This is a genomic window from Pseudomonas sp. AC112, assembly GCF_979253545.1.
In genome coordinates this window covers 2,875,278-2,900,930 of sequence record NZ_CEEDCM010000001.1, presented here as the reverse complement: position 1 = coordinate 2,900,930, position 25,653 = coordinate 2,875,278, and the positions used below count along the sequence as shown (strand labels likewise).

Below are 25,653 nucleotides of genomic sequence, written 5' to 3'. Positions count from 1 at the left end.
GATCAATAGCACGGTTTACGCGAAATTTGGCTAATCGAGACAGAATGTGTCTGTTAAGCTGGCGCCAAATCGATGGCGTATTGCCACCCTTTATACACCGCGTATCAATGCCGATACCGATGAATACAACAACTCCAACTACCTCGCGCAGTCTTTTCGGGACACAACCATGGTTGCCCTTACTCCCATACCCAAGATCAAGAATCTCGACAAACTGTTGATGCATTGCCAGCGCCGTCGTCATCCGGCCAAGCACAACATCATCTGCGCCGGCGAGCGTTCCGAAACACTGTTCTTCATTATCAAAGGCTCGGTCACCATCCTGATCGAGGATGAAGATGGCCGTGAAATGATCATTGCCTATCTGAACACCGGGGATTTCTTTGGGGAGTTGGGGCTGTTCGAACAAGCTGGCAAGGAACAGGAACGCAGTGCCTGGGTGCGGGCCAAGGTCGAGTGCGAAGTGGCCGAGATCAGCTACGCCAAATTCCGCGAGCTGGCCCAGCAGGATCCCGACATCCTCTACGCCCTCAGCGGCCAGATTGCCCAGCGCCTGCGGGATACCACGCGCAAGGTCGGCGACCTGGCGTTCTTTGACGTCACCGGTCGTGTCGCCCGCTGCTTGCTGGATTTGTGCAAACAGCCCGACGCCATGACACACCCTGACGGCATGCAGATCAAGGTCACGCGCCAGGAAATCGGGCGCATTGTCGGCTGTTCACGGGAGATGGTCGGTCGCGTGCTCAAGGACCTGGAAGAACGCAACCTGGTCCACGTCAAAGGCAAGACGATGGTGGTGTTCGGTACCCGTTAAACCGGCAGGAAGCTGGCCAACACTTGACGGTACAAGGTGTCCAGCCGGCTGATCGCATCCGGCGCTGGGAAGGCTTCGTGCAAGGCGATATGGCTGTCGGCGCGCACCCGCTGTTCGAGACCACAGGCTTGATTGAAGCGGTTGACCGCCGCGATCAGTTCTTCACGGTCGTTTTCCAGCAACAAGGCACCGTGCACCAGACCCACCGGGCGGCCCCCACTTTGTCGCCAGCGCTGGGCCGTGCCGACCATTTTGCGGCCGTTAAGGTTGACGTTATAGCGACCGTCGCAAAACGCGCCGTCGATTTCACCGACGGAGGCATCGCCTCCCAACTCGATCAGCAAGTCGCAGATCGGTTGGCATAAACGCAAATAACCGGTTTCTATACGGTTCTGATCGCCTTCACTGCGCGGTGGAGCATAGACCAGGGCGATGTTGACCGTCGCATTCGACTGCGGCACCGGTTCTCCACCGGTTTCACGCAACAATACCGGCCAACCGGCATCCGCGGAAACCTGGCTGGCGGTCTCAAATGCCGGCAAGCGGCTCAAACGACGCGGCATGACCAAGGCTTGGTCGCTGGGTTGCCAGAACAGCAAGCCATATTCCCGCTCACCCGCACAAACAGCCGCCAGCAGGTCTTGCTCGGCGGCAAGCCCTGCTTCGACGGTCATCGCCACCGGCTGCATCATCATCAATCCAGTGTCGAACCGCTGACCGCCACACCACGCTCCGGGAAGAACAGGCGCTGCAACTCCGCCCCCGGGTTCTCGGCGCGCATGAAAGTTTCGCCGACCAGGAACGAATACACGCCACTGATCTCCATCAGCTCCACATCGGCACGGTTGACGATGCCACTCTCGGTAATCACCAAACGGTCACGCGGGATGCGCGGCAGCAGGTCGAGGGTGTTTTCCAGGCTGACTTCGAAGGTGTGCAGGTTACGGTTGTTGACGCCCACCAGCGGTGTGTCGAGAGTTTTCAGTGCGCGCTCCAGCTCATCGCCGTCGTGCACTTCCACCAGCACGTCCAGGCCGACGCTTTTGGCCACGGCCGCCAGCTCGGCCATCTTCACGTCATCCAGCGCGGAGACGATCAGCAGCACACAGTCGGCGCCCAGGGCACGGGCTTCGACGATCTGGTAAGGGTCGACCATGAAATCCTTGCGGATCACCGGCAACTTGCACGCGGCACGGGCCTGCTGCAGGAACAGGTCGGAACCCTGGAAGTAGTCGATATCGGTCAGTACGGACAGGCAGGTCGCCCCGCCCTTCTCATAGCTCTTGGCAATGTCTTCAGGGATGAATACTTCGCGAATCACGCCCTTGCTAGGCGAAGCTTTCTTGATTTCAGCAATGACGGCGGGCTGCTTTTCCTTGGCTTGCTTGATCAACGCGTTGGCAAAGCCACGTGGCGCATCAGCGATCTTCGCCTGCTCTTCCAGCTCGGCGAGGCTCACGCGAGCACGGCGCTCAGCCACTTCTTCAGCCTTGCGGGCCAGGATCTTTTCCAGAACGGTCGGCACACTCATCCTTCATTCTCCATCTTGAATACTGCGGTGAATGCTCCCAGCTCTTCGAGCTTCTCGCGAGCCAGACCGGTGTGCAGCGCATCGTGGGCCAAGGCGACACCTTCCTTAAGACTATAGGCGTGGTCGGCCGCATACAGTGCAGCGCCCGCATTCAAAACAATCATCTCAGCGGCTTTTTGACCGTTTTCGGTCTTGCGACGCCCCAAGGCATCACGAATCAACTCCAGGGAGGCCGCCGGGCTTTCCACCGCCAGGCCGTGCAGGCTCTGGCTCTTCATGCCCAGGTCTTCCGGCTCGACCCAATACTCAGTGACCTGGTCATTTTTCAGCTCTGCCACGAAAGTCGGTGCCGCCAGGCTGAATTCGTCCAGGCCGTCCTTGGAATGCACCACCAGCACATGCTTGCTGCCCAGGCGCTGCAGTACTTCGGCCAATGGCCGGCACAGCGCCTGGCTGAACACGCCCACCACCTGGTGTTTCACACCGGCCGGATTCGTAAGCGGGCCGAGCATGTTGAACAGGGTACGCAGGCCAAGGTCTTTGCGCGGGCCAGCGGCGTGCTTCATCGCACCATGGTGGGACTGGGCAAACATAAAGCCGATGCCGACGCTGTCGATGCAGCGCGCCACTTGTACTGGGGTGAGGTTCAGGTAGATACCCGCCGCTTCCAGCAAGTCGGCACTGCCGCTTTTGCCGGACACCGCGCGGTTACCATGCTTGGCCACGGTGCAACCCGCCGCCGCGACGACAAAAGAAGAAGCGGTCGAGACGTTGAAGATGTTCGCACCGTCACCGCCGGTGCCGACCACGTCCACAACACCGTCGAGGGTCTTGAGCTCAACCTTGTCCGCCAGCTCGCGCATCACCGATACGGCGCCGACGATCTCGTCGATGCTTTCGCTCTTCATGCGCATCGCCATCATGAACGCGCCGATCTGCGCATCGGTGCATTGACCGGTCATGATCTCGCGCATCACATCGCTCATTTCAGCGGTGCTCAGGTCCAGGTGGCCGACGATACGGCTCAGGGCAGTCTTGATATCCATGGAAAGTCCTTAGCGCGTGCCGCCGCTCTGCTTGAGAAAGTTGGCGAACAGCTCGTAGCCCTGCTCGGTCAGGATAGACTCAGGGTGAAATTGCACCCCTTCGATGTTCAGTGTCTTGTGGCGCAGGCCCATGATCTCGTCGACCGAGCCATCTTCCAGTTGGGTCCAGGCAGTCAGCTCCAGGCAGTCCGGCAGGGTTTCGCGCTTGACCACCAGCGAGTGGTAGCGGGTCACCGTCACGGGCAAGTTAAGCCCATGGAACACCCCTAGATCATGATGGAATACTGGGCTGGTCTTGCCGTGCATCACTTGACGCGCGCGTACCACGTCACCGCCAAAGGCCTGGCCGATGGACTGATGGCCCAGGCATACGCCCAGGATCGGCAGCTTGCCGGCGAAATACTTGATCGCCTCCAGGGAAATACCCGCCTCGGTCGGCGTGCACGGCCCTGGCGAAACCACGATGCGCTCCGGGTTCAGGGCAGCGATCTCGGCCACGGTCAGTTCGTCATTGCGCACTACCTTGACCTCGGCACCCAGCTCGCCCAGGTACTGCACAACGTTGTAGGTAAAGGAATCGTAGTTATCAATCATCAGCAACATGGGGGAAACCTCAAGAATTGGGGGTCTGTTCAGCCAGCGCAACGGCGCGGAACATCGCGCGGCGCTTGTTCAAGGTTTCTTCCCATTCGAGGGCCGGCACTGAGTCGGCAACAATCCCGCCGCCGGCCTGCACGTGCAGCTCCCCGTCCTTGATCACGGCCGTGCGGATCGCAATGGCCGTGTCCATGTTGCCGTTCCAGGCGAAATAGCCCACGGCGCCGCCGTAGACACCGCGCTTGACCGGCTCCAGCTCGTCGATGATTTCCATCGCGCGGATCTTCGGCGCACCCGACAAGGTGCCCGCCGGCAGAATCGCGCGCAGTGCGTCCATCGCCGTCAGGCCGGCTTTCAGCTCGCCGGTGACGTTGGACACAATGTGCATCACATTCGAATAACGCTCGATCACCATCTTCTCAGTGAGCTTCACCGAACCGATTTCCGAGACACGCCCGGTGTCGTTACGACCCAGGTCGATGAGCATCAGGTGCTCGGCGATTTCCTTGTCGTCGCTCAACAGGTCTTCTTCGAGCGCCAGGTCGGCCTCTTCGGTCGCACCGCGTGGGCGGGTGCCGGCAATCGGGCGCACGGTGATCAGGTTGTCTTCGACGCGCACCAGCACTTCCGGCGAACTGCCCACCACGTGGAAGTCGCCAAAGTTGAAGAAGTACATGTACGGCGTCGGGTTGAAGCAGCGCAATGCGCGATACAGATCGATCGGCGCGGCCTTGAAATCGATGGACATACGCTGCGACGGCACTACCTGCATGCAGTCACCCGCGAGGATGTATTCCTTGATGGTATCGACGGCGCGCTCGTAGTCATCCTGGGTAAAGCTGGAGCGGAACACCGGATCGGCCGCCGGCGGACGGCTGAGGTCCAGGCCGCGACGCGGGGTGATCGGCTGGCGCAATTTATCCAGCAGGGCTTCGAGGCTGGCGCGGCCTTGCTCGAACGCGTCCTCCTGGGATGGATCGGCGAGTACGATCGCGTGCATCTTGCCGGCGAGGTTATCGAACACCACCACGGCATCGGAAACCATCAGCAGAATGTCCGGCACGCCCAGCGGATCCGGGTTCGGGCATTTGCCCAAGCGCTTTTCCACATAACGCACGCAGTCATAACCGAAGTAACCCACCAGGCCGCCGTTGAAACGCGGCAGGCCCGCAATGGTCGGCACGTTATAGCGAGCCTTGAAGGCCTCGACGAACGCCAACGGGTCTTCTACATCATGGCTTTCGATCTCAACGCCATCATGGGTAACGCTCACATGATGGTCGTGTACCCGCAGCACCGTACGGCATGGCAGGCCGATGATCGAGTAACGGCCCCACTTCTCGCCGCCCTGTACGGACTCGAGCAGGTAGGAGTTAGGCTCGTCGGCCAGTTTCAGGTAGATCGACAGCGGCGTGTCGAAGTCGGCCAAGGTTTCGCAGGCCAGGGGGATGCGGTTATAGCCGGCAGCGGCCAAACGCAGGAATTCTTCGCGGGTCATGATATGCCTCGTGGCTTGAGGGTCTAACAGTCAGGTATGCAAACGCGCCGCAGAGTGCGGCCAGGATCAGTCAGGCGCGCCAACGCCAGCGGGCCAGGGCCTTGATGACTTTCATCCAGAGTTTGCGAGTGACCACCACGATGGAATTTCCAGAAGGGGACGGATCGGTATCGGGCAACGTTATCTCAGCGCCAGCTCCCAAGCAACCGGGGATTAACAGGCGCAGGTCATCAATCACCAATGAAGGCGACTCTTCGGCGATCGGCCGACCATGGTTATAGCCGTAGCTGAGGGCCACGCACTGCACGCCCGCGGCCTTTGCCGCCAGCACATCACTGCGAGAATCACCGACAAATAACGACTGCGACGCCGGGATATTGGCCATTTTCATCACGAAAAACAGCGCCGCCGGGTCGGGCTTTTTCTGCGGCAAGGTATCGCCGCCGATGATCCAGCGGAAATAACGGCCGATTTTCATCTGGTCCAGCAGCGGCGCGACGAAGCGTTCCGGCTTGTTGGTGATCAGGGCCATTTCCACGCCCTGCTTGCTCAGCCACTTGAGGGTGTCGCGCACGCCCGGGTAAACCACGGTCAGTTCGTGGCCGTCTTCATAGGCGGCGTTGAACAGTTCCAGGGCGTGTTCGGCCTCGACTTCATCCACGCCTTCGGCGTCGATATTGTTGGCCAAGGCCCGGCGCACCAGCATCTGCACGCCGTTGCCGACCCATTCGCGCACCGACTCGATCCCGGCCGGCTTACGGCCCAGCTTGAGCAGCATCTCGTCCACCGCCGCCGCCAGGTCGGGCACCGAGTCGATCAAGGTACCGTCCAGATCGAACATCACCAGCCGTGGCAATTTGCCGGGGAACAGCTGCTCAAAGCCGCTCATGGACGCGCCAGCGCCAGTTCGGCGCGCATCTTGTCGATGACTTCCTGGTAGTCCGGCGCGTTGAAGATCGCCGAGCCGGCCACGAAGGTGTCGGCGCCCGCTGCGGCAATTTCGCGGATGTTGTTGACGTTGACCCCGCCGTCGATTTCCAGGCGGATGTCACGGCCCGAAGCGTCGATCAGCGCGCGGGCCTCGCGCAACTTGTTCAGCGTGCCGGGGATGAACTTCTGCCCACCGAAGCCTGGGTTGACGCTCATCAGCAGGATCATGTCGACCTTGTCCATCACGTACTCAAGCACGCTCAGCGGTGTGGCCGGGTTAAACACCAGGCCCGCCTTGCAGCCGCCTTCGCGGATCAGTTGCAGGGTGCGGTCGACGTGCAGCGAGGCTTCCGGGTGGAAAGTGATGTAGGTCGCGCCGGCGTCAACGAAGTCGCCGATGATGCGATCCACCGGGCTGACCATCAGGTGCGCATCAATCGGCGCAGTGATGCCGTACTTGCGCAACGCGGCGCAGACCATCGGGCCGATGGTCAGGTTGGGCACGTAGTGGTTGTCCATGACATCGAAGTGCACGAAGTCGGCACCCGCGGCCAACACCTTGTCCACTTCCTCACCCAGGCGGGCGAAGTCGGCGGAGAGAATCGATGGAGCAATGACGAAGGGCTGCATGACGCACCTTTTTTGAGCTAAATCACGATGGCGCGCATTGTATACCTCATGCTTTGCCGCGCGCACCGTGACCTAACTCAACGGTTAGTAAGCCGCCCGGTAGATTTTCTCGATATCGTCCGCGCTGAGCTTGCGTGGATTGTTGCGCATCAAGCGCTCAATACCCGCCGCTTCTACCGCCATGGCTGGGATCGCGTCCTCGGGCACCCCAAAACTGCGCAAGCCCGCCGGGATCTCCACTGCGGCACACAGTCGCGTCATCGCCTCGACGGCCTGGTCGGCGGCATCGTTGACGCTCAAGCCGGTGACATTCACGCCCATCGCCTGGGCGATGTCCTGCATGCGCTCGACGCAGGCCAACTTGTTCCAGTGCATCACGTAGGGCAGCAGCAATGCATTGCTCACGCCGTGGGCGATATTGAAGCGCCCACCCAGCGGATACGCCAGCGCATGCACCGCCCCCACCCCGGCATTGCCGAACGCCATGCCGGCCATCAGGCTGGCAGTGGCCATGTCGTCGCGGGCCTGCAGGTTGGCCGGGTTGGCGTAGGCCTTGGGCAATGCATTGGCGATCAGCTTGATCGCGCCAATCGCCAACGCATCAGTGATCGGCGAGGCGTTCAGCGACAAGTAGGACTCGATGGCGTGCACCAGCGCGTCCACGCCACTGGCGGCGGTGACGCTGCGCGGGCAGGTCAGGGTCATTTGCGGGCTGATCAGCGCAACGTCCGGCAGCAGGTAATCGCTGACAATGCCCTTTTTCAGTTGCGCGGCCTTGTCGGAGAGAATCGCCACATTGGTCACCTCCGAGCCGGTGCCGGCGGTAGTCGGGATAGCGATCAGCGGCGGGCCCTTGCGCGGCACCTGGTCGACGCCGAACAAGTCCGCCAGCGCGCCGTGATACCCGGCATAGGCCGCAACACTTTTGGCGATATCAATGGCGCTGCCGCCGCCCACACCAATCAAGCCGTCGTGCCCGCCCTCGCGGTAGACGCGCATGCAGTCCTCGACAATGGCGATTTCCGGGTCGGGTAACACCCGGTCGAAAATCTCGTAAGTGCGTTCGCCCAGGTGTTCAAGGGCCAGCGCCACCGTGCCTGACTTGACCAGCGCAGCGTCGGTGACGATCAGCGGGTTATCCACATCCAGGCGGGTCAGTTCAAAGGCCAGTTGTTCGATGGCGCCAGCGCCGGTCAACAGTTTGTGGGCGATCTTGAATGAGGAAGTACTCATGTGCGCGGCCTCTTATTAAGTGATGGGCTGGCACAAGAGTAGCTCGGGTTTTTGGGTTGCCCAGCATTCAGGGTCTGAATGGTCAGGTGACTCAACGCGGGCACGGTTTATGTGGGAGCTGGCTTGCCTGCGATTCAGGCGACTCGGTGTGACAGGCAAACCGCGGCGATGCAATCGCAGGCAAGCCAGCTCCCACAGGTGATCGCGTTTACCCACTCAGACCTGGGCGGTGCGCAGCTTTTCGCTACGGCCGCGCAGCCATTCGAGGGTCAGCAACAGCAACACAGAGAAGGCAATCAACAGGGTCGCCGCCGCCGCAATCGTCGGGCTGAGGTTTTCGCGGATGCCGCTGAACATCTGGCGCGGCAGGGTCGCTTGCTCGGGGCCGGCCAGAAACAGCGTTACTACCACCTCATCAAACGAAGTGGAGAAAGCAAACAGCGCCCCGGAAATCACCCCCGGCGCGATCAACGGCAAGGTCACCCGGCGGAATGCAGTCAATGGCGAGGCGCCGAGACTGGCCGCCGCCCGCACCAGGTTATGGTTGAACCCCTGCAACGTCGCCGACACGGTGATGATCACAAACGGCACACCCAGCACCGCATGCACCACGATCAGCGAGAAGAAGCTGTTGCCCAGGCCCAGCGGCGCGAAGAACAGGTAACTGGCCACGCCGATGATCACCACCGGCACTACCATCGGCGAAATCACCAGCGCCATCACCAGTGCCTTGCCGGGGAAATTGCCGCGGGTCAGGCCGATCGCCGCCAGGGTGCCGAACACCATGGCCAGCACCGTGGCCGCCGGGGCGACGATGATGCTGTTCTTCAACGCACGCATCCACTCGGCGGAGGCGAAGAAGTCCTGATACCAATGCAGCGAGAAGCCTTGCAGCGGGTACACCAGGAAACTGCCACTGTTAAACGACAGCGGGATGATCACCAGCACCGGCAGGATCAAAAACAGCAGGATCAAGCCGCAGAGGATCCGCAAGCTGTAGAACCACACCCGCTCAACGGGCGACATATAAGGGCTCAGCATCACAAGGTCTCCTTAGCTCAGGCGCAGGCGACTGGCGCCCACCAGCCGGTTGTAGATCAGGTACAGCACCACGGTGGCCAGCAGCAGCAAGCCGCCCAGTGCCGTGGCCATGCCCCAGTTGATGCTGGTGTTGGTGTAGAACGCCACGAAGTAGCTGACCATCTGATCGTTCGGGCTGCCCAGCAGTGCCGGGGTGATGTAGTAACCAATTGCCAGGATGAACACCAACAGGCAGCCAGCGCCAACACCTGCGTAGGTTTGCGGGAAGTACACGCGCCAGAAACTGGCGAACGGGTGGCAGCCCAGGGAAATCGCCGCACGCATGTAGGTGGGCGAAATGCCCTTCATCACGCTGTAGATCGGCAGGATCATGAACGGCAGCAAAATATGCACCATGGAGATGTAGACCCCGGTGCGGTTGAACACCAACTCCAGCGGCTTATCGATCAGGCCCATGCCCATCAGTGCACTGTTGATCAGGCCACCGGACTGCAGCAACACGATCCACGCCGCCACCCGTACGAGGATCGAGGTCCAGAACGGCAGCAACACCAGAATCATCAGCAAGTTGCTCTTGCGCGCCGGCAGGTTGGCCAGCAGGTAGGCCAGGGGATAGGCCAGCAGCAGGCAGACGGCGGTGATCACCAGGCCCATCCAGAAGGTGCGGGCGAAGATGTCCAGGTAGATCGCCTGGTCGGGTGTGGCCGGCGCGACTTCGCCGAGGTCGTCGATGCGGTGATCGACGGCCGCCAGTAGGTAGAACGGTGTCAGGCTGCTGGTATTGCGCCGGATCGCCTGCCAGTAAGCCGGGTCGCCCCAGCGTTCGTCGAGGTTTTCCAGCGCTTCTTTATAGGAGCCAGGCGCTTCGCTGAACGGCAGCGCCCGCGCGGTTTTGGTCAGCAGGCTGCGGTAGCCGGCCAGTTCCATGTTCAGGCGTTTGGACAGATCGCCCAGGGTCTGGTTTTTGCGCGCTTCGCCCAGGTCCTCACTGAGGGCCTGGTACACCGGCTCGCCCGGCAGGCCACGACCGTCCCAGGCCGTGATCGCAACGACAGTACGCGGCAACCCACCCACCACTTCCGGGTTGCCGACGCTCTTGAACAGCAGCGCCACGATCGGCACCAGGAACACCAGCAGCAAAAACAGCACCAGCGGCGCGATCAAGGCCTGGGCCTTCCAGCGATTGAGCCGCTCGGCACGCGCCAGGCGCTGCTTGAGGGTGGGGCTGTTGACCTCGTTCGAGGGAACGGCGATGGCCATGGCTGACTCCGGAAAATCTACGGTTGGGTCCTTGGCAACACGGTCCCTGTGGGAGCTGGCTTGCCTGCGATGGCATCAACTCGGTGCATCAGCTGTACCGAGGTGTCTGCATCGCAGGCAAGCCAGCTCCCACATGAAGCGGTTTCGCCAGAGGGGTATGCGGTGTTACTTGGCCGCCCAGGAATTGAAGCGCTGCTCCAGTTGCTCGCCGTTGTCCGCCCAGAAGCTCACATCGATCTGCACTTGGTTGGCGATGTTTTCCGGGGTGGTCGGCATGTCCTTCAACACGTCCTTGGCCAGCAACGGTACGGCTTGGGTGTTGGCCGGGCCGTAGGCGATGTTTTCCGAGTAGGTCTTCTGCTGCTGCGGCTGCACCGAGAAGGCGATGAATTTCTTCGCGGCCTCGGCACGGTCCTTGGCCAGGCCTTTAGGAATGGCCCAGGCGTCGAAGTCGTAGATACCGCCGTTCCACACCACTTTCAGGTTGCTTTCTTTCTGTACGGCGGCAATCCGGCCGTTGTAGGCCGAGCTCATCACCACGTCACCCGAGGCCAGGTACTGCGGCGGTTGTGCGCCGGCTTCCCACCACTGGATCGACGGCTTGAGCTCGTCGAGTTTCTTAAACGCACGGTCCTGGCCATCTTTACCGGCCAGCACTTTGTACACGTCTTTCGGCGCAACGCCGTCGGCCATCAAGGCGAATTCCAGCGTGTACTTGGCGCCTTTGCGCAGGCCACGCTTGCCGGGGAATTTCTTGGTGTCCCAGAAATCCGCCCAGCTGGTTGGCGCGGATGCCAGCTTGTCAGCGTTGTACGCGAGCACCGTCGACCACACGAAGAAGCCCACGCCACACGGCTGGATAGCCCCCTTCACGTAGTCGGCGGTGTTGCCGAACAGTTTCGGGTCCAGTGGCTCGAACATGTCTTCGTCGCAGCCACGGGACAGTTCCGGCGACTCCACTTCCACCAGGTCCCAGGACACGCTCTTGGTGTCGACCATGGCCTTGACCTTGGCCATTTCACCGTTGTACTCGCCGGCGACGATCTTGCCGTTGCCCGCGCTTTCCCACGGTGCATAGAAGGCCTTGACCTGGGCCGCCTTGTTCGCACCACCAAAGGACACGACCGTCAGGTCCGGGCCTGCCATGGCCTGTGTCGCACCCATCAAGCTCAATGCCAAAACGGAATACTTCAAGGAACTCAACATTGTTGTTCTCTCCACGTGCAGGGTTGGTGAAGCCAGAGGGCGATCAATTCGCCTCTAGAAGTGGGTCGAGTGCGCGAACGTGCTCGACTTGCCAGCCAATCGGTACCACGTCGCCGACCGCCAGGGCTGGGTCCAGCTCGGCAATCGGTTGTTTCACAAAAAAATCGGTCTTGCCGCAGACTTCCAGGCGCACGCGTACGTGGTCGCCCAGGTAGATGAACTCCGCCACCCGCCCAGAGAAGCGGTTGACGCAGCTTTCGCTGGAGCCATTGAGGCTGACGCGTTCCGGGCGTACCGACAGGGTCACCGGGCCGCCGACCTGGCCGACATTCACCGCCAGCGCCTCGACCTTCTCGCCCCGCGCCAGCTCCACCACGCAGCGCTCGCCGGTGTGGCTGTGCAGGCGGCCATTGAGGCGGTTGTTCTCGCCGATGAAGTTGGCGACAAAGGTGTTCTTCGGTTCTTCATACAAGGTTCGCGGCGCAGCGATCTGCTGGATCTCGCCCTGGTGGAACACCGCCACGCGGTCAGACATGGTCAGCGCCTCGCCCTGGTCGTGGGTCACATACACCACGGTCACGCCCAGGCGCTGGTGCAGGTGCTTGATCTCCATCTGCATGTGTTCGCGCAGTTGCTTGTCGAGGGCGCCGAGGGGTTCGTCCATCAGCACCAACTGCGGTTCGAACACCAGCGCCCTGGCCAAGGCCACACGCTGTTGCTGGCCGCCGGAGAGTTGTGCCGGGTAACGCTGGGCGAACGCGTCGAGCTGGACCATGCTGAGCACGCGTTTGACCCGCTCACTGACATCGGTCTTGCTCAGGCCACGCACTGACAGCGGGAACGCCAGGTTCTCGGCGACGGTCATGTGTGGGAACAGCGCGTAGTTCTGGAACACCATGCCGATGTCGCGCTTGTGCGGTGGCACGTTGTTGATGGAACGCCCGGCCAGCTGGATTTCGCCAGCCGTCGGCGTCTCAAAGCCGGCGAGCATCATCAGGCTGGTGGTCTTGCCCGAACCGGACGGCCCGAGCAGGGTCAGGAACTCGCCCTTGCGAATCTCCAGGTTGAGGTCTTTGACGATCAGGTTCTCGCCGTCGTAGCTCTTCTGCACGCCACGAAAGCTGACCAGCACATCATTTGAATCCACCTCGCTCATACCCGCACCTTTGTATTTTGGACTGCTGTGGAACAAGCGTAGTCCAGGCGCAAGGCCCCGGAAATCGGGGGCCAGGAGAGAATTGCATCAGCCGGATGGAAGGTTTGGGGTAGGGATCGCCCTACACGGATGGCGGGGATAGGACAGCGCCGCGACAAGACGTGAGCTGCAAGCGGCAAGAACGGGCTTCAACCGCTCGAACACCTGTCGCAAACAGATATGCGTACTCCCTGTACGAGCCCGGCTTGCCGGCGATAGCGATTCTACGGACGCTATCGCCGGCAAGCCGGGCGCCTACAAGAGCTTGTGTTCCATGGCGTATTTCACCAACTCGGCGAGGGAGGTGATATTGAGCTTTTGCATCAACCGCGCCTTGTGGGTGCTGATGGTCTTGCTGCTCAACGCCAGTTGCTGGGCGATGTCGTTGACGTTAGCGCCCTGGGCCAGGCGCTCGAACACCGAAAATTCACGCTCGGAGAGCAACGAATGCAATGGCCGGGTATCGGTGAGGCCGACTTCAAAGACCATCCGGTCGGCCAGGTCCGGGTCGATGTAACGACCGCCGGCCGCGACCTTGCGGATTGCCGTGAGCAACAGCGCCGGGTCGCTGTCCTTGGTGGCGTAACCGGCGGCGCCGACCTTCAAGGCGCGGGCGGCCATTTGCGCTTCGTCGTGCATCGACAACACCAGGATCGCCGGCGGATTGCTCAGTGCACGGATGCGCGCGATCGCTTCCAGGCCGTTGACGCCGGGCATCGAGATGTCCAGCAGCACCACCTCGCACGGCACATGGCGCAACGTCTCCAGCAGTTGCTCGCCATTGCTCGCTTCCCCAACCACCAACAGGTCTTTGGCCAGGCCGATCAATTGCTTGATGCCTTCACGAACGATGGTGTGGTCTTCGGCTACCAGTACGCGGATCACAGGGACTTCCTCTTGGTGTTATGCATCCAACGGCACCGTGACACTCAGGGTGGTGCCCTCCCCCAACTCGCTGTCCAGGCTCAATTGCCCGCCCATGATCAGCACCCGCTCGCGCATCCCCACCAACCCGAATGACACCGGGCGGCCTTGGGCCTGGATGAAACCGACGCCATCGTCGCTGATGGTCAGTCGCAAATCCGCGCCCTCCACGGCAAGGGTCAGCTCCACAGTATGCGCCTGGGCATGACGCATCACATTGGTCAGCGCCTCCTGCAAAATGCGGAACAGGCCGATGGCCTTGGCATCGCTGAGAGCCGGCAGGTTATCCGGAACCTGCACCAGGCAGGGAATCTGCGTACGTGCTTCAAAGCGCCGCGCCTGCCATTCGATGGCCGAGGCAATGCCGGCATCCAGAATCGGCGGTCGCAGCGCCGTCGCCACATCGCGCACCAACTGGAACAACTGGGCGATCAGGCGCTTCATGCTGTTCAAACGCTCATGCAGGCCGGGGTCGAGTTGCGCATAGGCCAGCTCGCACATCGAGGTTTCGAGCTTGAGCACCGTGAGCATTTGCCCAAGCTCGTCGTGTACCTCGCGGGCAATGCGGGCCTTTTCTTCTTCGCGCACGGTTTCCAGGTGGGCGGACAGTTCGCGTAACTGCGCCTCACTTTGCAGCAACGCGGCCAACGTCCGGCGCAGCTCGGTGACGTCGTTGAGGTAAACCACCAGGTATTCGGCCTCGGCAAACCGCAGAAAACTCAAGGACACATTGGTCGGCAGGATGCTGCCATCGGCTCGCCGGCAATCGGTGGCAAAATTCTGCGGGCCGTCTTCGCTGGCCCGCGCACGCTTCCACAGGTTGAGCCAGCGGTCCATATCCAGGCTTGGATCAAGGTCGGCCAGCGGCCGCTCGATCAGCGCCCCGGGGCCGTAGCCGAGCATGTTTTCGGCGGCACGGTTGGCATAGCGCACATGGCTGTCCCAGTTGACCCAAAGGATGCCGACAGTGCTCTGATCGATGGAAAACTGCGTCAGTCGCAAGGCTTCGGCACCAGCGGCACGGGCTGCGCTTTCTTCGCGAGCGGCCAGCAAGCCCTGTTCCAGCACCCGTTGCTGGCGTCGCTGCCAGGCCACGACGGCCAGGCTGGCAAGCAGCAACAGGCCCAGCAACAGGCTGAGGTTTTGCCACAGGCCCGGGGATTCCGTCAGGCGCGGGTACTTGGGTTGCAGCCAGCGGCTGTGCAATTGGTCCAGGTCGCGGGCAGGGATCGCGCGAAGTGCGCTTTCCATGATGCCGGCCAGTTCCGGCCATTCCCGACGCGTGGCCACCCGCAGCAATTGCGGCAAGCCGATATCGCCCACCACCGCCAGCCCGGCAAACTCAGCCTCCCCGGACAAACGGCTCAACTGTGCTTCATCCACCACCGCGTAACGCGCCTGCTGGCTCACCAACAACTGCAGGGCCTGGCGCTCCATTGGCACGCCTTGCAGGTTGAGGGTGGGATAGGTGCTGCGCAGGTAATTGGCCACGGCACTGGGCATGCGCACAGCGACACGGGATTGCTCATCGAGCTTTTCCAACTCAACGGCGCCGCCGCCCTCCCGGATGCCGACGATGTGTTGCGGCACGCGCATATAAGGGTCGGTGAACAACCACAAGCGCAAGCCGGCCGGGGTTTGTTGCAGGCCGGGGGCGATGTCGACCTCGCCTTCGCGCACAGCCGCTTCCAGTTGCTCCTGATTGGGAAAGTTGCGCCAGGTCAGCTCGATGTTCAGGGCCTTGGCCAGCCACTGCATCAACTCGACATTCGCACCGGACAGCCGTTGCAAACGCCGATCGTATTGCGCGTAAGGCGCCTGCAACACCAGCCCCACCCGCAATTCGGGGTGCTGGGCCAGCCATTCGCGTTGCTGGGCAGTGAGCTGCGCCTGCGGTGCAGCGGGCGCGGGGGCGGCATTGGCCATCAAGGCAAGGCACAAACAGCCGATAACCAGCAGACAGCGATAAACCATGATCCACGTCTCACATCACTGACAAATACTGACCAACCCATTAGGCTGCTGGAATCACTTCTGGCCGGGAATTAACGATGCCCTTTTTCCAACGTTCGGCACTGCCAGCATTGTGCCTGTCGCTGCTTTTTACCAGTGCCTTTTCTGTACAAGCCGCTGACGCCCCAGCACCTGCCGCCGAAAAACCTGTCGAGCGCCAGCCGCTGCCGGAGCGTAGCCAGGAAGAAGCCAGCTTTCTTACACGCAAAATCCCGCAACAGGAGCAGCAACAATTGCAGGCCGGCAGCGATTCATTCCTGGCACTGTGGAAGCCGGCCAACAGCGCCGAACCCGAGGGCGTGGTGATTATCGTACCGGGCGCCGGCGAAAACGCTGACTGGCCGCAAGCAATCAGCCCGTTGCGGCACAAATTGCCGGATGCCAATTGGGGCAGCCTCAGTCTGTCGCTGCCAGACGTGAGCGTGGACACCCTGCCGCCGCGCGTGATGGAAGCGCCCAAGGCCACCGTCGACACCAGTAGCAAGGAAGCGAGCACCGCCGACAAACCCATCGAGCAGGCCGCCAGTGCCGAAGCCGAAGGCACCGACCCGTCAGTGGTTCCGGGCGCCGATGAGCAAGACAAGACCGATGCGTCGCGCATTTTCGACCGCATCGACGCCGCCGTGGCCTTCGCCCAGACCCAGAGCGCACGCAGTGTGGTACTGCTCGGCCATGGTACCGGCGCCTGGTGGGCCGCGCGCTATCTGAGCGAGAAGCAACCATCCCAGGTGCAGAAGTTCGTCATGGTGGCGGCGCAGACGCCCACCGGGCGCCATCCCGATGTCCAGCAGCTGGCCCCAGGCCTGAAGCTGCCGACTGCCGATGTCTTCTATCAAGACGAAGCCCTATCGCGCAAAAACGCCCTGGCCCGCGCCCAGGCGGCCAAGCGTTTGAAGAATGAGGGCTATAAGCAGGTGTCGTTGAAAACCTTGCCCGGCAACAGTGATGCCGGCCAGGAGCAGTTGTACCGCAGGGTTCGCGGCTGGCTGAGCCCCCAAGCAAGCGCCGACTGAGGGCACACCGCAGGTCCTCTTCGGGGGCGGGCTTGCTCGCGAAAGCGGTGGGTCAGTCAGCGCCAGATACTGATAGACCGCATTCGCGAGCACGCCCGCTCCCACACGCGAACGGGTTATCAGCGTGAAAAAAGTGAAAGCTAACGGAAATCCCGGCGTTCGCGGATCAACGCATAGGCGTTGTGCAACTCGCGAGTACGCTCGGTGGCCTCACGCACTTGCGCGGCGCTGGCGCCGGTACCGGCAATCTTGTCCGGATGATGGCGACTGAGCAGGCGGCGATAAGCCCGTTTAATCATCGACGGCTCGGTAGTGGCGGTCACGCCCAGCAAACGCAACGCATCCTGATAAGTGGGGCCCCGACTGACCAGTGGCTTGCGCTCCGGCGTAAAGTCGGCGGCCAGTGCCTGGAGTTGCTGCGGCGTCCAGCCCAGCCACTTGCCCCAGAGGTCGATCAGGTCGCGCTCGGCGTCACTCGCCTTGCCATCCGCCCAGACCATGCGCCAACACGCGCGCAACACACCCTCCGCGGCATGGGGTTGAGCCTTGAGCACACGTAGATAACTGCGAACCCGATCGGAACCGGACTTGCCGCGATTGAACGCCGCAATCGCACGGCGCTGGGCTGAGTCGCTCATGTCCAGCGCGCGCATTTCCTGGCGCGCCTGCTGGATATGCCCATCCACCACCCGCCCGTTGCTCTTGGCCAAGCGCCCCAGCAACACAAACAACAATTCATCATTGCGCAATGCCGGGCGCCCGCCCAGGCGCTCGCGCAATTGCGCCCAACTCTGCAGTTGCAGACGGCGATCCAGCGCCTGCCCTAACAGTGCACCCAACATGGCCCCCGGAATACTGGCAATGGCAAAGCCAGCCCCGGCGCCGATCAGCGTCCCTGGCCACAACATCTTACTGCCCCGCTGTCAGCAGGGTTTCGACTTGCGCCAGGCGCTCCAGCGTGCCGACATCAATCCAGCGTCCCGCCATGTGTTCCCCCGTTACCAGACCTTTGGCCATGGCCGCCCGCAACAGCGGCGCCAGCTTGAAGGCACCCGCGCTGCAACCCGCGAACAGCTTGGGGTCGAGGACGGAAATGCCACTGAAGGTCAGGTTATCGGCACCGGCCGCTGCATCATGAAGCAAACCTTGATCAAGGTAGAAATCGCCACCCGAAGGGTGGTGCGCCGGGTTATCGACCATCACCAGATGGGCCAGGCCCTTGATCGGCTGCTTGAGCTGGGTGAAGTCGTAATCGGTCCAGATGTCGCCATTGACCACCAGGAAAGGCTCGTCCCCCAGCAATGGCAACGCCTGGAAAATTCCCCCGCCGGTTTCCAGCGGCTCGCCTTCGGCGGAGTAACGGATGCGCAGGCCAAACTGCGCACCGTCCCCCAGGTAGCTTTCGATCTGTTGGCCGAGCCAGGCGTGGTTGATCACGATCTCGGTGAAGCCAGCCTTGGCCAGCGCCTCCAGGTGATACTCGATCAAGCGCTTGCCGCCGGCCTGCACCAGCGGCTTGGGCGTGTGCAAGGTCAGTGGACGCATCCGCTCGCCTTTGCCAGCGGCCAGGATCATGGCCTTCATACGCTCGCCTCGACGGGCTGACGCAGGCTGGCCAGCAGCTCACCGAGTTCGCTCAGTTCCGGCCGGTCCGCCAGCACTGCTTCTATATAAGCAAAGAAGCGCGGCACGTCGGCCAGGTAGCGTGGCTTGCCGTCGCGATGACAAATGCGCGCGAAAATCCCGATGACCTTGAGGTGACGCTGCACGCCCATCAAGTCGCTGGCGCGCAGAAAGTCTTCGAAATCCGGCTGCACTGGAATGCCCAGTTGCCCGGCACGCACCCAATAGCCGCGCTGCCAGTCCCGCACGCGCGCCTTGGGCCAACTGAGGAAGGCGTCCTTGAACAGACACGTGATGTCGTAGGTGACCGGCCCATAGACCGCATCCTGGAAATCCAGCACGCCTGGGTTCGGCTCGCTGATCATCAGGTTGCGTGGCATATAGTCGCGGTGCACCAACACCTTCGGCTGCGCCAGGGCGCTGTCAATCAAGTGATCACTGACGCGCTGCCAGAGCGCTTGTTGCTGTGTATCGAGTTCGATACCCAGGTGCCGACGCACGTACCACTCAGGAAACAATTCGAGCTCGCGGCGTAGCAAGGCGACGTCATAGCTGGGCAGCGGCGCGTCCATCGGCAGTTGCTGGAAAGCCAGCAAGGCGTCGATGGCATCGGCAAATAATTGATCGGCGTTTTTGTCGTCAATCACGTCCAGGTAGGTTTTTCTGCCCAGGTCATTGAGCAAAAGAAAGCCGCGCGGCACATCTTCTGCGTAAATTTTTGGAACATTTATTCCCGACTTCGCCAGCAAATGAGCGATATCGACGAAAGGTTTGCAGTTTTCCTGGGGGGGTGGAGCGTCCATGACCACGAAGGTCCGGCCACCGCCTTCCCAACGGAAGTAGCGCCTGAAACTCGCGTCGCTGCTGGCCGCGGTCAATGTGGCCGGGGGTACGGGACCCCAGTCTTGAGCGTTGAAAAGGATCGGCAACTGCTCATCCAGCCAGACTTCCAGCTGTTGTAAACGTAGATCTTGCTCGGGCATTACAAGGGTCTCCGACGGCGCTAGCCGTCAAGCGGGGCATGCTTTATTATCACGCATCTTTTTCAGACCATCGAGAGGCGTGCGGCCCAAACCGCGGGCAGATGGCACGCAGGAAGCCCGGACTAATAAGATGGCATTGAAATCCCCCGCGTTTCGTAGAAAATTTCCGTTGCTGGTAACCGGCAGTCTGCTGGCCTTGCAACCCTTCGCCACCTCATTCGTGGTCGCCGCGGAACAGTATGACTGCTCAGTCTCTGCTTCGGGTGCCTGGGATTGCGCGCCAAAAACCGCCGCAGCCCCGTTGCCACCACGCCCGGTGCATGACGGTGCAGCCGTCAGCTCCGCCAACAGCACGGCGCAAGCCGATGCTGGCGGCAAAGCCGAGGCCGAGCCCAAGACCGCACTGGTCACCGAATCCAAGGGCCGTGGCCTGCGTTCGCGCAGTGCCGACTACAGCCACCTGGACTGGGTACCCCGCGAGAAGCTGACCGCCGCACAGTTGGCCGAAACCGGTCCTTACTGCGGCGGTGCGTACATCGAGCCGACTCGTCCTGGCATGAACGACAAGACGAACAAGAGCGATGCGCCTACCTTCATCGGTGCCAAGGCCTCTCGTTACGAGCAGGAACAGCAAGTCGCGACCCTCGCCGGTGACGTCGTCATGCGCCAGGGCAGCATGCAGCTGGAGTCGGAAGAAGCCAGCCTGTACCAAGCAGAAAACCGTGGTGAGCTGAACGGCAAGGTCCGTCTGCGCGACAACGGTGCGCTGATCGTGGGCGACCATGCCGAAGTGCAACTCGACACCGGCGCGGCCCAGATCGACAACGCCGAATACGTGCTGCACAAGTCGCGCATCCGCGGTAACGCGCTGTACGCCAAGCGGGCCGAGAACGCGATCATCCGTCTCAAGGACGGTACTTACACCACGTGCGAGCCAGACAGCAACGCCTGGCAGCTCAGGGGCAACAACATCACGTTGAACCCGGCCACCGGTTTCGGTACGGCCACCAACGCGACGTTGCGGGTCAAGAACATCCCGATCCTCTATACGCCTTACATCTACTTCCCGATCGACGACCGTCGTCAATCCGGCTTCCTGCCGCCGAGCTTCAGCACCGGTAGCGAAACCGGCTTTACCCTGGTGACGCCGTACTACTTCAACCTGGCGCCGAACTATGACGCCACGTTGTACCCGCAATACATGACCAAGCGCGGCATGATGATGGAAGGCGAATTCCGCTACCTCACCAAGTCCAGCGAAGGCCAGTTCGGCGGCGCGTACCTGAACGACGACAACGACGAACGCAAGCGTCAGACCGACTACGAAAAAACCCGCTACATGCTCAACTGGCAGCACAAGGGCGGGCTGGATTCGCGTGTCCTGACTCAAGTCGACTACACCACGATCAGCGATCCCTACTACTTCCAGGACCTCAAGTCCTACCAGGAAGGCGTAGAGAGCCGCGACTACGTGAACCAGCAAGGCTCCGTGACCTATCGCGGCGACTCTTACCAGGCACGTTTGAACGTCCAGGCGTATCAACTGGCCACGATCTCCCAGATCACTCCGTATGACCGTTTGCCGCAAATCACCTTCAATGGCCAGCTTCCATTCCACCCTGGCGGCTTCAACTTCAGCTATGAGACTGAAGCTGTTCGTTTTGAGCGCAGCCTGGAGAACGGCAACTTCATCAATGAAAACGGTGACTCCGAGCGTCGCCTGGACACCTACGTCACCGGCCTGACCCGCGCAAACGGTACTCGCCTGAACGTAGCGCCAGCCGTCGAGTACCCGATGAATTGGACGTACGGCTTTGTAACGCCAAAACTCAAGTACGTTTACACCAAGTACGATCTTGATCTTGATAACCAAGGCAAGAATGACATTGTTGCTGCGCAAGCAAACGCAACCGCCGCCAATCCGTATGCTGGTGGCGTCTTCAAAAGCTCCCAGGACCGTGCGCTTCCGGTGGCCAGCATTGACAGCGGCCTGTACTTCGATCGCAACACCAACTGGTTCGGCAAAGACTATCGCCAAACCCTCGAACCACGTGCGTTCTACCTGTACGTGCCGAACAAGGACCAGGCTGATATCCCGGTCTTCGACACCAGCGAGTACTCGTTCAGCTACGCCTCGCTGTTCCGCGACAACCGCTTCAGCGGCTCCGACCGGATTGGCGACGAGAACAAGCTGTCCCTGGGCTTGACCAGCCGCTGGATCGAAGAGAACGGCTTCGAACGTCAGCGTGTGTCCGTGGGCCAGGCGCTGTACTTCAAGGATCGTGAAGTGCAATTGCCAGGCATCCTGGCTTCTGACCGTGCCGATGCTCAGTCGGATGTTTCGCCAGTTGCCCTGGACTACGAGTTCCGCTTCAACCGCGACTGGCGCGCCACTGCCGACTACAACTGGGACACCGAGGAACACAGTCCCCGTTCCGGCAGCGCGATGCTCCACTATCAGCCGGAAGACAACCCGAACAAGATCATCAACGTGGGTTATCGCTATCGCAACGACCAGGTCGTCTACAACCAGTTGACCGGCAAATGGCAGTTCGGTGGTGACTACGGCCAGCCAGGCGACGCGAACTTCGTGAAGGATTACTACAAAATCCAACAACACGACTTCTCGATGATGTGGCCGATCATTCCTCAGTGGAACCTGATCACCCGCTGGCAGTATGACTACGCCCGCAACCGTACCCTGGAAGCCTTCGGTGGTTTCGAGTACGACAACTGCTGCTGGAAACTGCGCGTCATCAACCGTTACTGGGTTTCCAACGACGAATACAGCCAGATCGCCCCGCTTAACGAAAAGGGTGACCACGGGCTCTTCTTCCAGATCGTCCTCAAAGGACTCGGCGGCCTGACCGGCGCCAAGGTAGAGAGCTTCCTCGACAAAGGCATTGAAGGTTATCGTGAACGTGAAAACCAAGCTTTCTGATTGTCTGCGCCCGCTAGTGCTGGGCGCGCTGTTCCTGGGTACCGCATCGGCGCACGCTGCGGTTCAAGAACTGGATAAGGTAGTGGCCATCGTCGATAACGATGTGATCATGCAGAGCCAACTGGACCAGCGCGTCAAGGAAGTCCAGCAAACCATCGCCAAGCGTGGCGGTGGCGTGCCACCGACCAGCGTCCTGGACCAACAGGTACTGGAACGCTTGATCGTCGAAAACCTGCAACTGCAGATCGGCGATCGTTCCGGCATCCGTATTTCGGACGAGGAACTGAACCAGGCAGTGGGCACCATTGCCCAGCGCAACAACATGAGCATTGACCAGTTCCGTGCAGCCCTGGCCCACGACGGTTTGTCCTATGAGGACGCCCGTGACCAGATCCGCCGTGAAATGATCATCAGCCGTGTGCGGCAGCGCCGCGTTGCCGAGCGGGTCCAGGTATCGGAACAGGAAGTGAAGAACTTCCTGGCGTCCGACCTGGGCAAGATGCAGCTTTCCGAAGAATTGCACCTGGCCAACATCCTGATCCCGACACCGGACAGCGCCAACTCCGAGCAGCTCAATGCAGCCGCCGCCAAGACCCAGGCTATCTATGATCGCCTGAAAGCCGGTGCCGACTTTGCCCAGATGGCTATTGCCCAATCCGGCAGCGACAACGCCCTCGAAGGCGGTGACATGGGCTGGCGTAAAGCCGCTCAATTGCCACCTCCCTTCGATCGTGAACTGAGCGCAATGGAAGTGGGCGGCATCACCCAGCCAGCCCGCACGCCAGGTGGCTTCATTATCCTGAAATTGCTGGAACGTCGCGGTGGCGAGACCTCGCTGAAAGACGAAGTGCATGTTCGTCATATCCTGGTCAAACCAAGCGAAATCCGCACTGAAGCCCAAACCAAGGAACTGGCCCAGAAGATCTATGACCGCATCGAAAGCGGTGAAGACTTCGCCACCCTGGCCAAGAGCTTCTCGGAAGATCCAGGTTCTGCCCTCAACGGTGGCGACCTGAATTGGATCGACCCTAAAGCCCTGGTGCCAGAGTTCCAGCAAGTGATGGCCGACACCCCGCAAGGCGTGCTGTCCAAGCCGTTCAAGACCCAATATGGCTGGCACGTGCTGGAAGTCCTTGGCCGTCGCGCCACCGACAACACCAGCCAGGCCCGCGAGCAACAAGCGTTGAACGTGCTGCGTAACCGCAAATATGACGAAGAGCTGCAAACCTGGCTGCGTCAGATCCGCGACGAAGCCTACGTTGAGAACAAGCTGCCAGGCGCCCAGACAGGCACCGACCAGGCCGCTCAGTGAAACCCCAGCGTTTCGCGGTGACACCCGGCGAGCCGGCCGGCATTGGTCCTGACCTGTGCCTGCTGCTCGCCTCGCAACCCCAGCCACACCCCCTGATTGCCATTACCAGCCACGACCTGCTCCTTGAGCGGGCCGTGCAACTGGGTGTGGCTGTCAACTTGCTGAAGGTGGCGCCAGGCAACTGGCCCGACCTGCCCGCCCCCGCCGGCAGCCTGTACGTGTGGGACACCCCGCTGCAGGCCAAGGTGGTTGCCGGGCAACTGGACAAGGCCAACGCAGCGTTCGTGCTGGAAACCCTGACGCGCGCGGGGCAAGGCTGCATCGACGGCGACTTCGCCGGCATGATCACTGCGCCAGTGCACAAGGGCGTGATCAACGAATCCGGCATCGCGTTTTCCGGTCACACCGAATTTCTCGCGGAGCTGACCCACACCGAACAAGTGGTGATGATGCTGGCGACGCGCGGCCTGCGGGTCGCCCTGGTGACCACGCACCTGCCGCTGCGTGAGATTGCCGATGCCATCACCGTCGAGCGACTGGAACGCGTGACGCGCATCCTGCACGCCGACCTGCAACAGAAGTTCGGCATCGCCCAACCGCGCATCCTGGTCTGTGGGCTCAACCCCCACGCCGGCGAAGGCGGCCATTTGGGCCATGAAGAAATCGACATCATCGAACCAACCCTGGAGCGTCTGCGCCAAGAAGGCATGGACCTGCGCGGCCCACTGCCAGCGGACACTCTGTTTACCCCCAAATATCTGGAGCACTGCGATGCAGTGCTGGCGATGTACCACGACCAGGGGCTGCCGGTGCTTAAATACAAAGGCTTCGGCGCCGCAGTCAACGTGACACTGGGCCTGCCGATCATCCGCACCTCCGTCGACCATGGCACCGCCCTGGACCTGGCGGGCAGTGGCAAGATCGATACCGGCAGCCTGCACGTGGCCCTGGAAACCGCCTATCAGATGGCCGAGACCCGTATATGACTGAGCATTACCAACACCGGGCGCGCAAGCGCTTCGGGCAAAACTTCCTGCACGACGCTGGCGTGATCGACCGCATCCTGCGCTCCATCCATGCCAAGCCCGAAGACCGTCTGCTGGAAATCGGCCCGGGCCAGGGCGCATTGACTCAAGGCCTGCTGGCCAGTGGCGGCCAATTGGACGTGGTTGAGTTGGACAAGGACCTGATCCCGATCCTCAACCAGCAGTTCGCCGGCATGCCCAACTTCAACCTGCATCAGGGTGATGCATTGAAGTTCGACTTCAATACCCTCAACGCGGCGCCCAACAGCCTGCGGGTGGTGGGAAACCTGCCATACAACATCTCTACGCCGCTGATTTTCCACCTGCTGAACAATGCCGGGATCATCCGCGACATGCACTTCATGCTGCAAAAGGAAGTGGTGGAACGCCTGGCTGCCGGGCCTGGCGGTGGCGATTGGGGTCGTCTGTCGATCATGGTCCAGTACCACTGCCGCGTCGAACACCTGTTCAACGTCGGCCCGGGCGCGTTCAATCCGCCGCCGAAGGTCGATTCGGCCATCGTGCGCCTGGTGCCGCATGCCGTGCTGCCACACCCGGCCAAGGATCACAAACTGCTGGAGCGCGTCGTACGCGAAGCCTTCAACCAGCGCCGCAAGACCCTGCGCAACACGCTCAAGGCGTTGTTGAGCAATGCCGAGATCGAAGCCGCCGGCGTCGACGGCAGCCTGCGTCCCGAGCAACTGGACCTGGCCGCGTTCGTGCGCCTGGCTGACCAGCTTGCCATTCAGCCCACGCCAGCCGCTGAATAACCCTGTAGTAGCCGGCTTGCCGGCGATGTCGCCCTCAAGATCGCCATCGCCGGCAAGCCGGCTACCAC

23 protein-coding genes are annotated in these 25,653 nt (G+C 61.4%); 6 read left to right on the top strand and 17 right to left on the bottom strand.

What is annotated here, in order from left to right; genetic code table 11:
• Window positions 1–169 precede the first annotated feature (169 nt).
• Entirely contained in the window at window positions 170–814 is a 645-nt protein-coding gene (gene crp, locus AC0IYN_RS13385; RefSeq protein ID WP_078051000.1) for a cAMP-activated global transcriptional regulator CRP, read from the top strand.
• Here crp and AC0IYN_RS13380 read toward each other — a convergent pair.
• From AC0IYN_RS13380 to AC0IYN_RS13315, 14 genes are all read right to left on the bottom strand, one after another.
• The gene (locus tag AC0IYN_RS13380) at window positions 811–1,506 is read right to left on the bottom strand and encodes a lipoate--protein ligase family protein (RefSeq protein ID WP_457240238.1); all 696 of its coding nucleotides are present in this window, start codon (window positions 1,504–1,506) and stop codon (window positions 811–813) included. The genes crp and AC0IYN_RS13380 overlap by 4 nt on opposite strands.
• Before the next feature lie 2 nt (window positions 1,507–1,508).
• Window positions 1,509–2,345 carry an indole-3-glycerol phosphate synthase TrpC gene (trpC, locus tag AC0IYN_RS13375; RefSeq protein WP_406599827.1) on the bottom strand — a complete coding sequence of 279 codons (837 nt, stop codon included), beginning with the start codon at window positions 2,343–2,345 and terminating at the stop codon, window positions 1,509–1,511.
• Complete coding sequence (gene trpD / locus AC0IYN_RS13370; protein ID WP_010206948.1) at window positions 2,342–3,391, bottom strand: anthranilate phosphoribosyltransferase; 1,050 nt, start codon at window positions 3,389–3,391, stop codon at window positions 2,342–2,344. The genes trpC and trpD overlap by 4 nt, the downstream gene beginning before the upstream one ends.
• Before the next feature lie 9 nt (window positions 3,392–3,400).
• On the bottom strand, window positions 3,401–3,994 hold the full coding sequence (locus tag AC0IYN_RS13365; protein ID WP_471841732.1) for an aminodeoxychorismate/anthranilate synthase component II: 594 nt from the start codon (window positions 3,992–3,994) through the stop codon (window positions 3,401–3,403).
• A gap of 10 nt (window positions 3,995–4,004) precedes the next feature.
• Window positions 4,005–5,486, bottom strand: a complete 1,482-nt coding sequence (gene trpE, locus AC0IYN_RS13360; protein WP_406599825.1) for an anthranilate synthase component I — start codon at window positions 5,484–5,486, stop codon at window positions 4,005–4,007.
• A 70-nt stretch (window positions 5,487–5,556) separates the two neighbouring features.
• Window positions 5,557–6,375 carry a phosphoglycolate phosphatase gene (locus AC0IYN_RS13355; RefSeq protein ID WP_028618148.1) on the bottom strand — a complete coding sequence of 273 codons (819 nt, stop codon included), beginning with the start codon at window positions 6,373–6,375 and terminating at the stop codon, window positions 5,557–5,559.
• Window positions 6,372–7,046, bottom strand: coding sequence for a ribulose-phosphate 3-epimerase (rpe, locus tag AC0IYN_RS13350; protein ID WP_046035020.1), 675 nt, complete (start codon window positions 7,044–7,046; stop codon window positions 6,372–6,374). The genes AC0IYN_RS13355 and rpe overlap by 4 nt, the downstream gene beginning before the upstream one ends.
• 84 nt (window positions 7,047–7,130) lie before the next feature.
• Window positions 7,131–8,279: an iron-containing alcohol dehydrogenase gene (locus AC0IYN_RS13345; RefSeq protein WP_457248910.1), complete on the bottom strand. Its 1,149-nt coding sequence runs from the start codon at window positions 8,277–8,279 to the stop codon at window positions 7,131–7,133.
• 216 nt (window positions 8,280–8,495) lie between these two features.
• A complete protein-coding gene (locus tag AC0IYN_RS13340; RefSeq protein WP_028618151.1) occupies window positions 8,496–9,320 on the bottom strand; it encodes an ABC transporter permease in 825 nt (274 codons plus the stop codon).
• A 12-nt stretch (window positions 9,321–9,332) separates the two neighbouring features.
• Entirely contained in the window at window positions 9,333–10,580 is a 1,248-nt protein-coding gene (locus AC0IYN_RS13335; RefSeq protein WP_099493035.1) for an ABC transporter permease, read from the bottom strand.
• A 165-nt stretch (window positions 10,581–10,745) separates the two neighbouring features.
• Window positions 10,746–11,786, bottom strand: a complete 1,041-nt coding sequence (locus AC0IYN_RS13330; protein WP_010206957.1) for an ABC transporter substrate-binding protein — start codon at window positions 11,784–11,786, stop codon at window positions 10,746–10,748.
• A gap of 43 nt (window positions 11,787–11,829) precedes the next feature.
• A complete protein-coding gene (locus tag AC0IYN_RS13325; RefSeq protein ID WP_338574723.1) occupies window positions 11,830–12,942 on the bottom strand; it encodes an ABC transporter ATP-binding protein in 1,113 nt (370 codons plus the stop codon).
• Between the two features lie 294 nt (window positions 12,943–13,236).
• On the bottom strand, window positions 13,237–13,866 hold the full coding sequence (locus AC0IYN_RS13320; protein WP_017739608.1) for a response regulator: 630 nt from the start codon (window positions 13,864–13,866) through the stop codon (window positions 13,237–13,239).
• Between the two features lie 18 nt (window positions 13,867–13,884).
• Entirely contained in the window at window positions 13,885–15,879 is a 1,995-nt protein-coding gene (locus AC0IYN_RS13315) for a PAS domain-containing sensor histidine kinase (protein ID WP_406599861.1), read from the bottom strand.
• Between the two features lie 77 nt (window positions 15,880–15,956).
• Here AC0IYN_RS13315 and AC0IYN_RS13310 point away from each other — a divergent pair, with 77 nt between their 5' ends.
• Window positions 15,957–16,931 (top strand): alpha/beta hydrolase family protein, encoded by a 975-nt coding sequence (locus AC0IYN_RS13310; RefSeq protein ID WP_406599862.1) that lies wholly within the window; start codon window positions 15,957–15,959, stop codon window positions 16,929–16,931.
• Between the two features lie 140 nt (window positions 16,932–17,071).
• On the opposite strand, the gene AC0IYN_RS13305 is transcribed toward AC0IYN_RS13310, so the two are convergent.
• The 3 genes from AC0IYN_RS13305 to AC0IYN_RS13295 are packed head-to-tail and all read right to left on the bottom strand — an operon-like array spanning window position 17,072 to window position 19,537.
• Window positions 17,072–17,839: a TerB family tellurite resistance protein gene (locus AC0IYN_RS13305; protein WP_100492017.1), complete on the bottom strand. Its 768-nt coding sequence runs from the start codon at window positions 17,837–17,839 to the stop codon at window positions 17,072–17,074.
• A 1-nt stretch (window position 17,840) separates the two neighbouring features.
• Window positions 17,841–18,515, bottom strand: coding sequence for an N-acetylmuramate alpha-1-phosphate uridylyltransferase MurU (gene murU / locus AC0IYN_RS13300; protein WP_078050420.1), 675 nt, complete (start codon window positions 18,513–18,515; stop codon window positions 17,841–17,843).
• A complete protein-coding gene (locus AC0IYN_RS13295) occupies window positions 18,512–19,537 on the bottom strand; it encodes an aminoglycoside phosphotransferase family protein (protein WP_457267891.1) in 1,026 nt (341 codons plus the stop codon). Before AC0IYN_RS13295 ends, murU begins: the two co-directional genes overlap by 4 nt.
• A gap of 130 nt (window positions 19,538–19,667) precedes the next feature.
• Between AC0IYN_RS13295 and AC0IYN_RS13290 the strand changes: the two genes are divergently transcribed.
• The 4 genes from AC0IYN_RS13290 to rsmA are packed head-to-tail and all read left to right on the top strand — an operon-like array spanning window position 19,668 to window position 25,585.
• Window positions 19,668–22,478: an LPS-assembly protein LptD gene (locus tag AC0IYN_RS13290; RefSeq protein ID WP_406599864.1), complete on the top strand. Its 2,811-nt coding sequence runs from the start codon at window positions 19,668–19,670 to the stop codon at window positions 22,476–22,478.
• Window positions 22,453–23,790, top strand: a complete 1,338-nt coding sequence (locus AC0IYN_RS13285) for a peptidylprolyl isomerase (protein ID WP_458376011.1) — start codon at window positions 22,453–22,455, stop codon at window positions 23,788–23,790. The genes AC0IYN_RS13290 and AC0IYN_RS13285 overlap by 26 nt, the downstream gene beginning before the upstream one ends.
• Entirely contained in the window at window positions 23,787–24,776 is a 990-nt protein-coding gene (gene pdxA, locus AC0IYN_RS13280) for a 4-hydroxythreonine-4-phosphate dehydrogenase PdxA (RefSeq protein ID WP_458376012.1), read from the top strand. Before AC0IYN_RS13285 ends, pdxA begins: the two co-directional genes overlap by 4 nt.
• Complete coding sequence (gene rsmA, locus AC0IYN_RS13275; protein WP_078050425.1) at window positions 24,773–25,585, top strand: 16S rRNA (adenine(1518)-N(6)/adenine(1519)-N(6))-dimethyltransferase RsmA; 813 nt, start codon at window positions 24,773–24,775, stop codon at window positions 25,583–25,585. Before pdxA ends, rsmA begins: the two co-directional genes overlap by 4 nt.
• Window positions 25,586–25,653 lie beyond the last annotated feature (68 nt).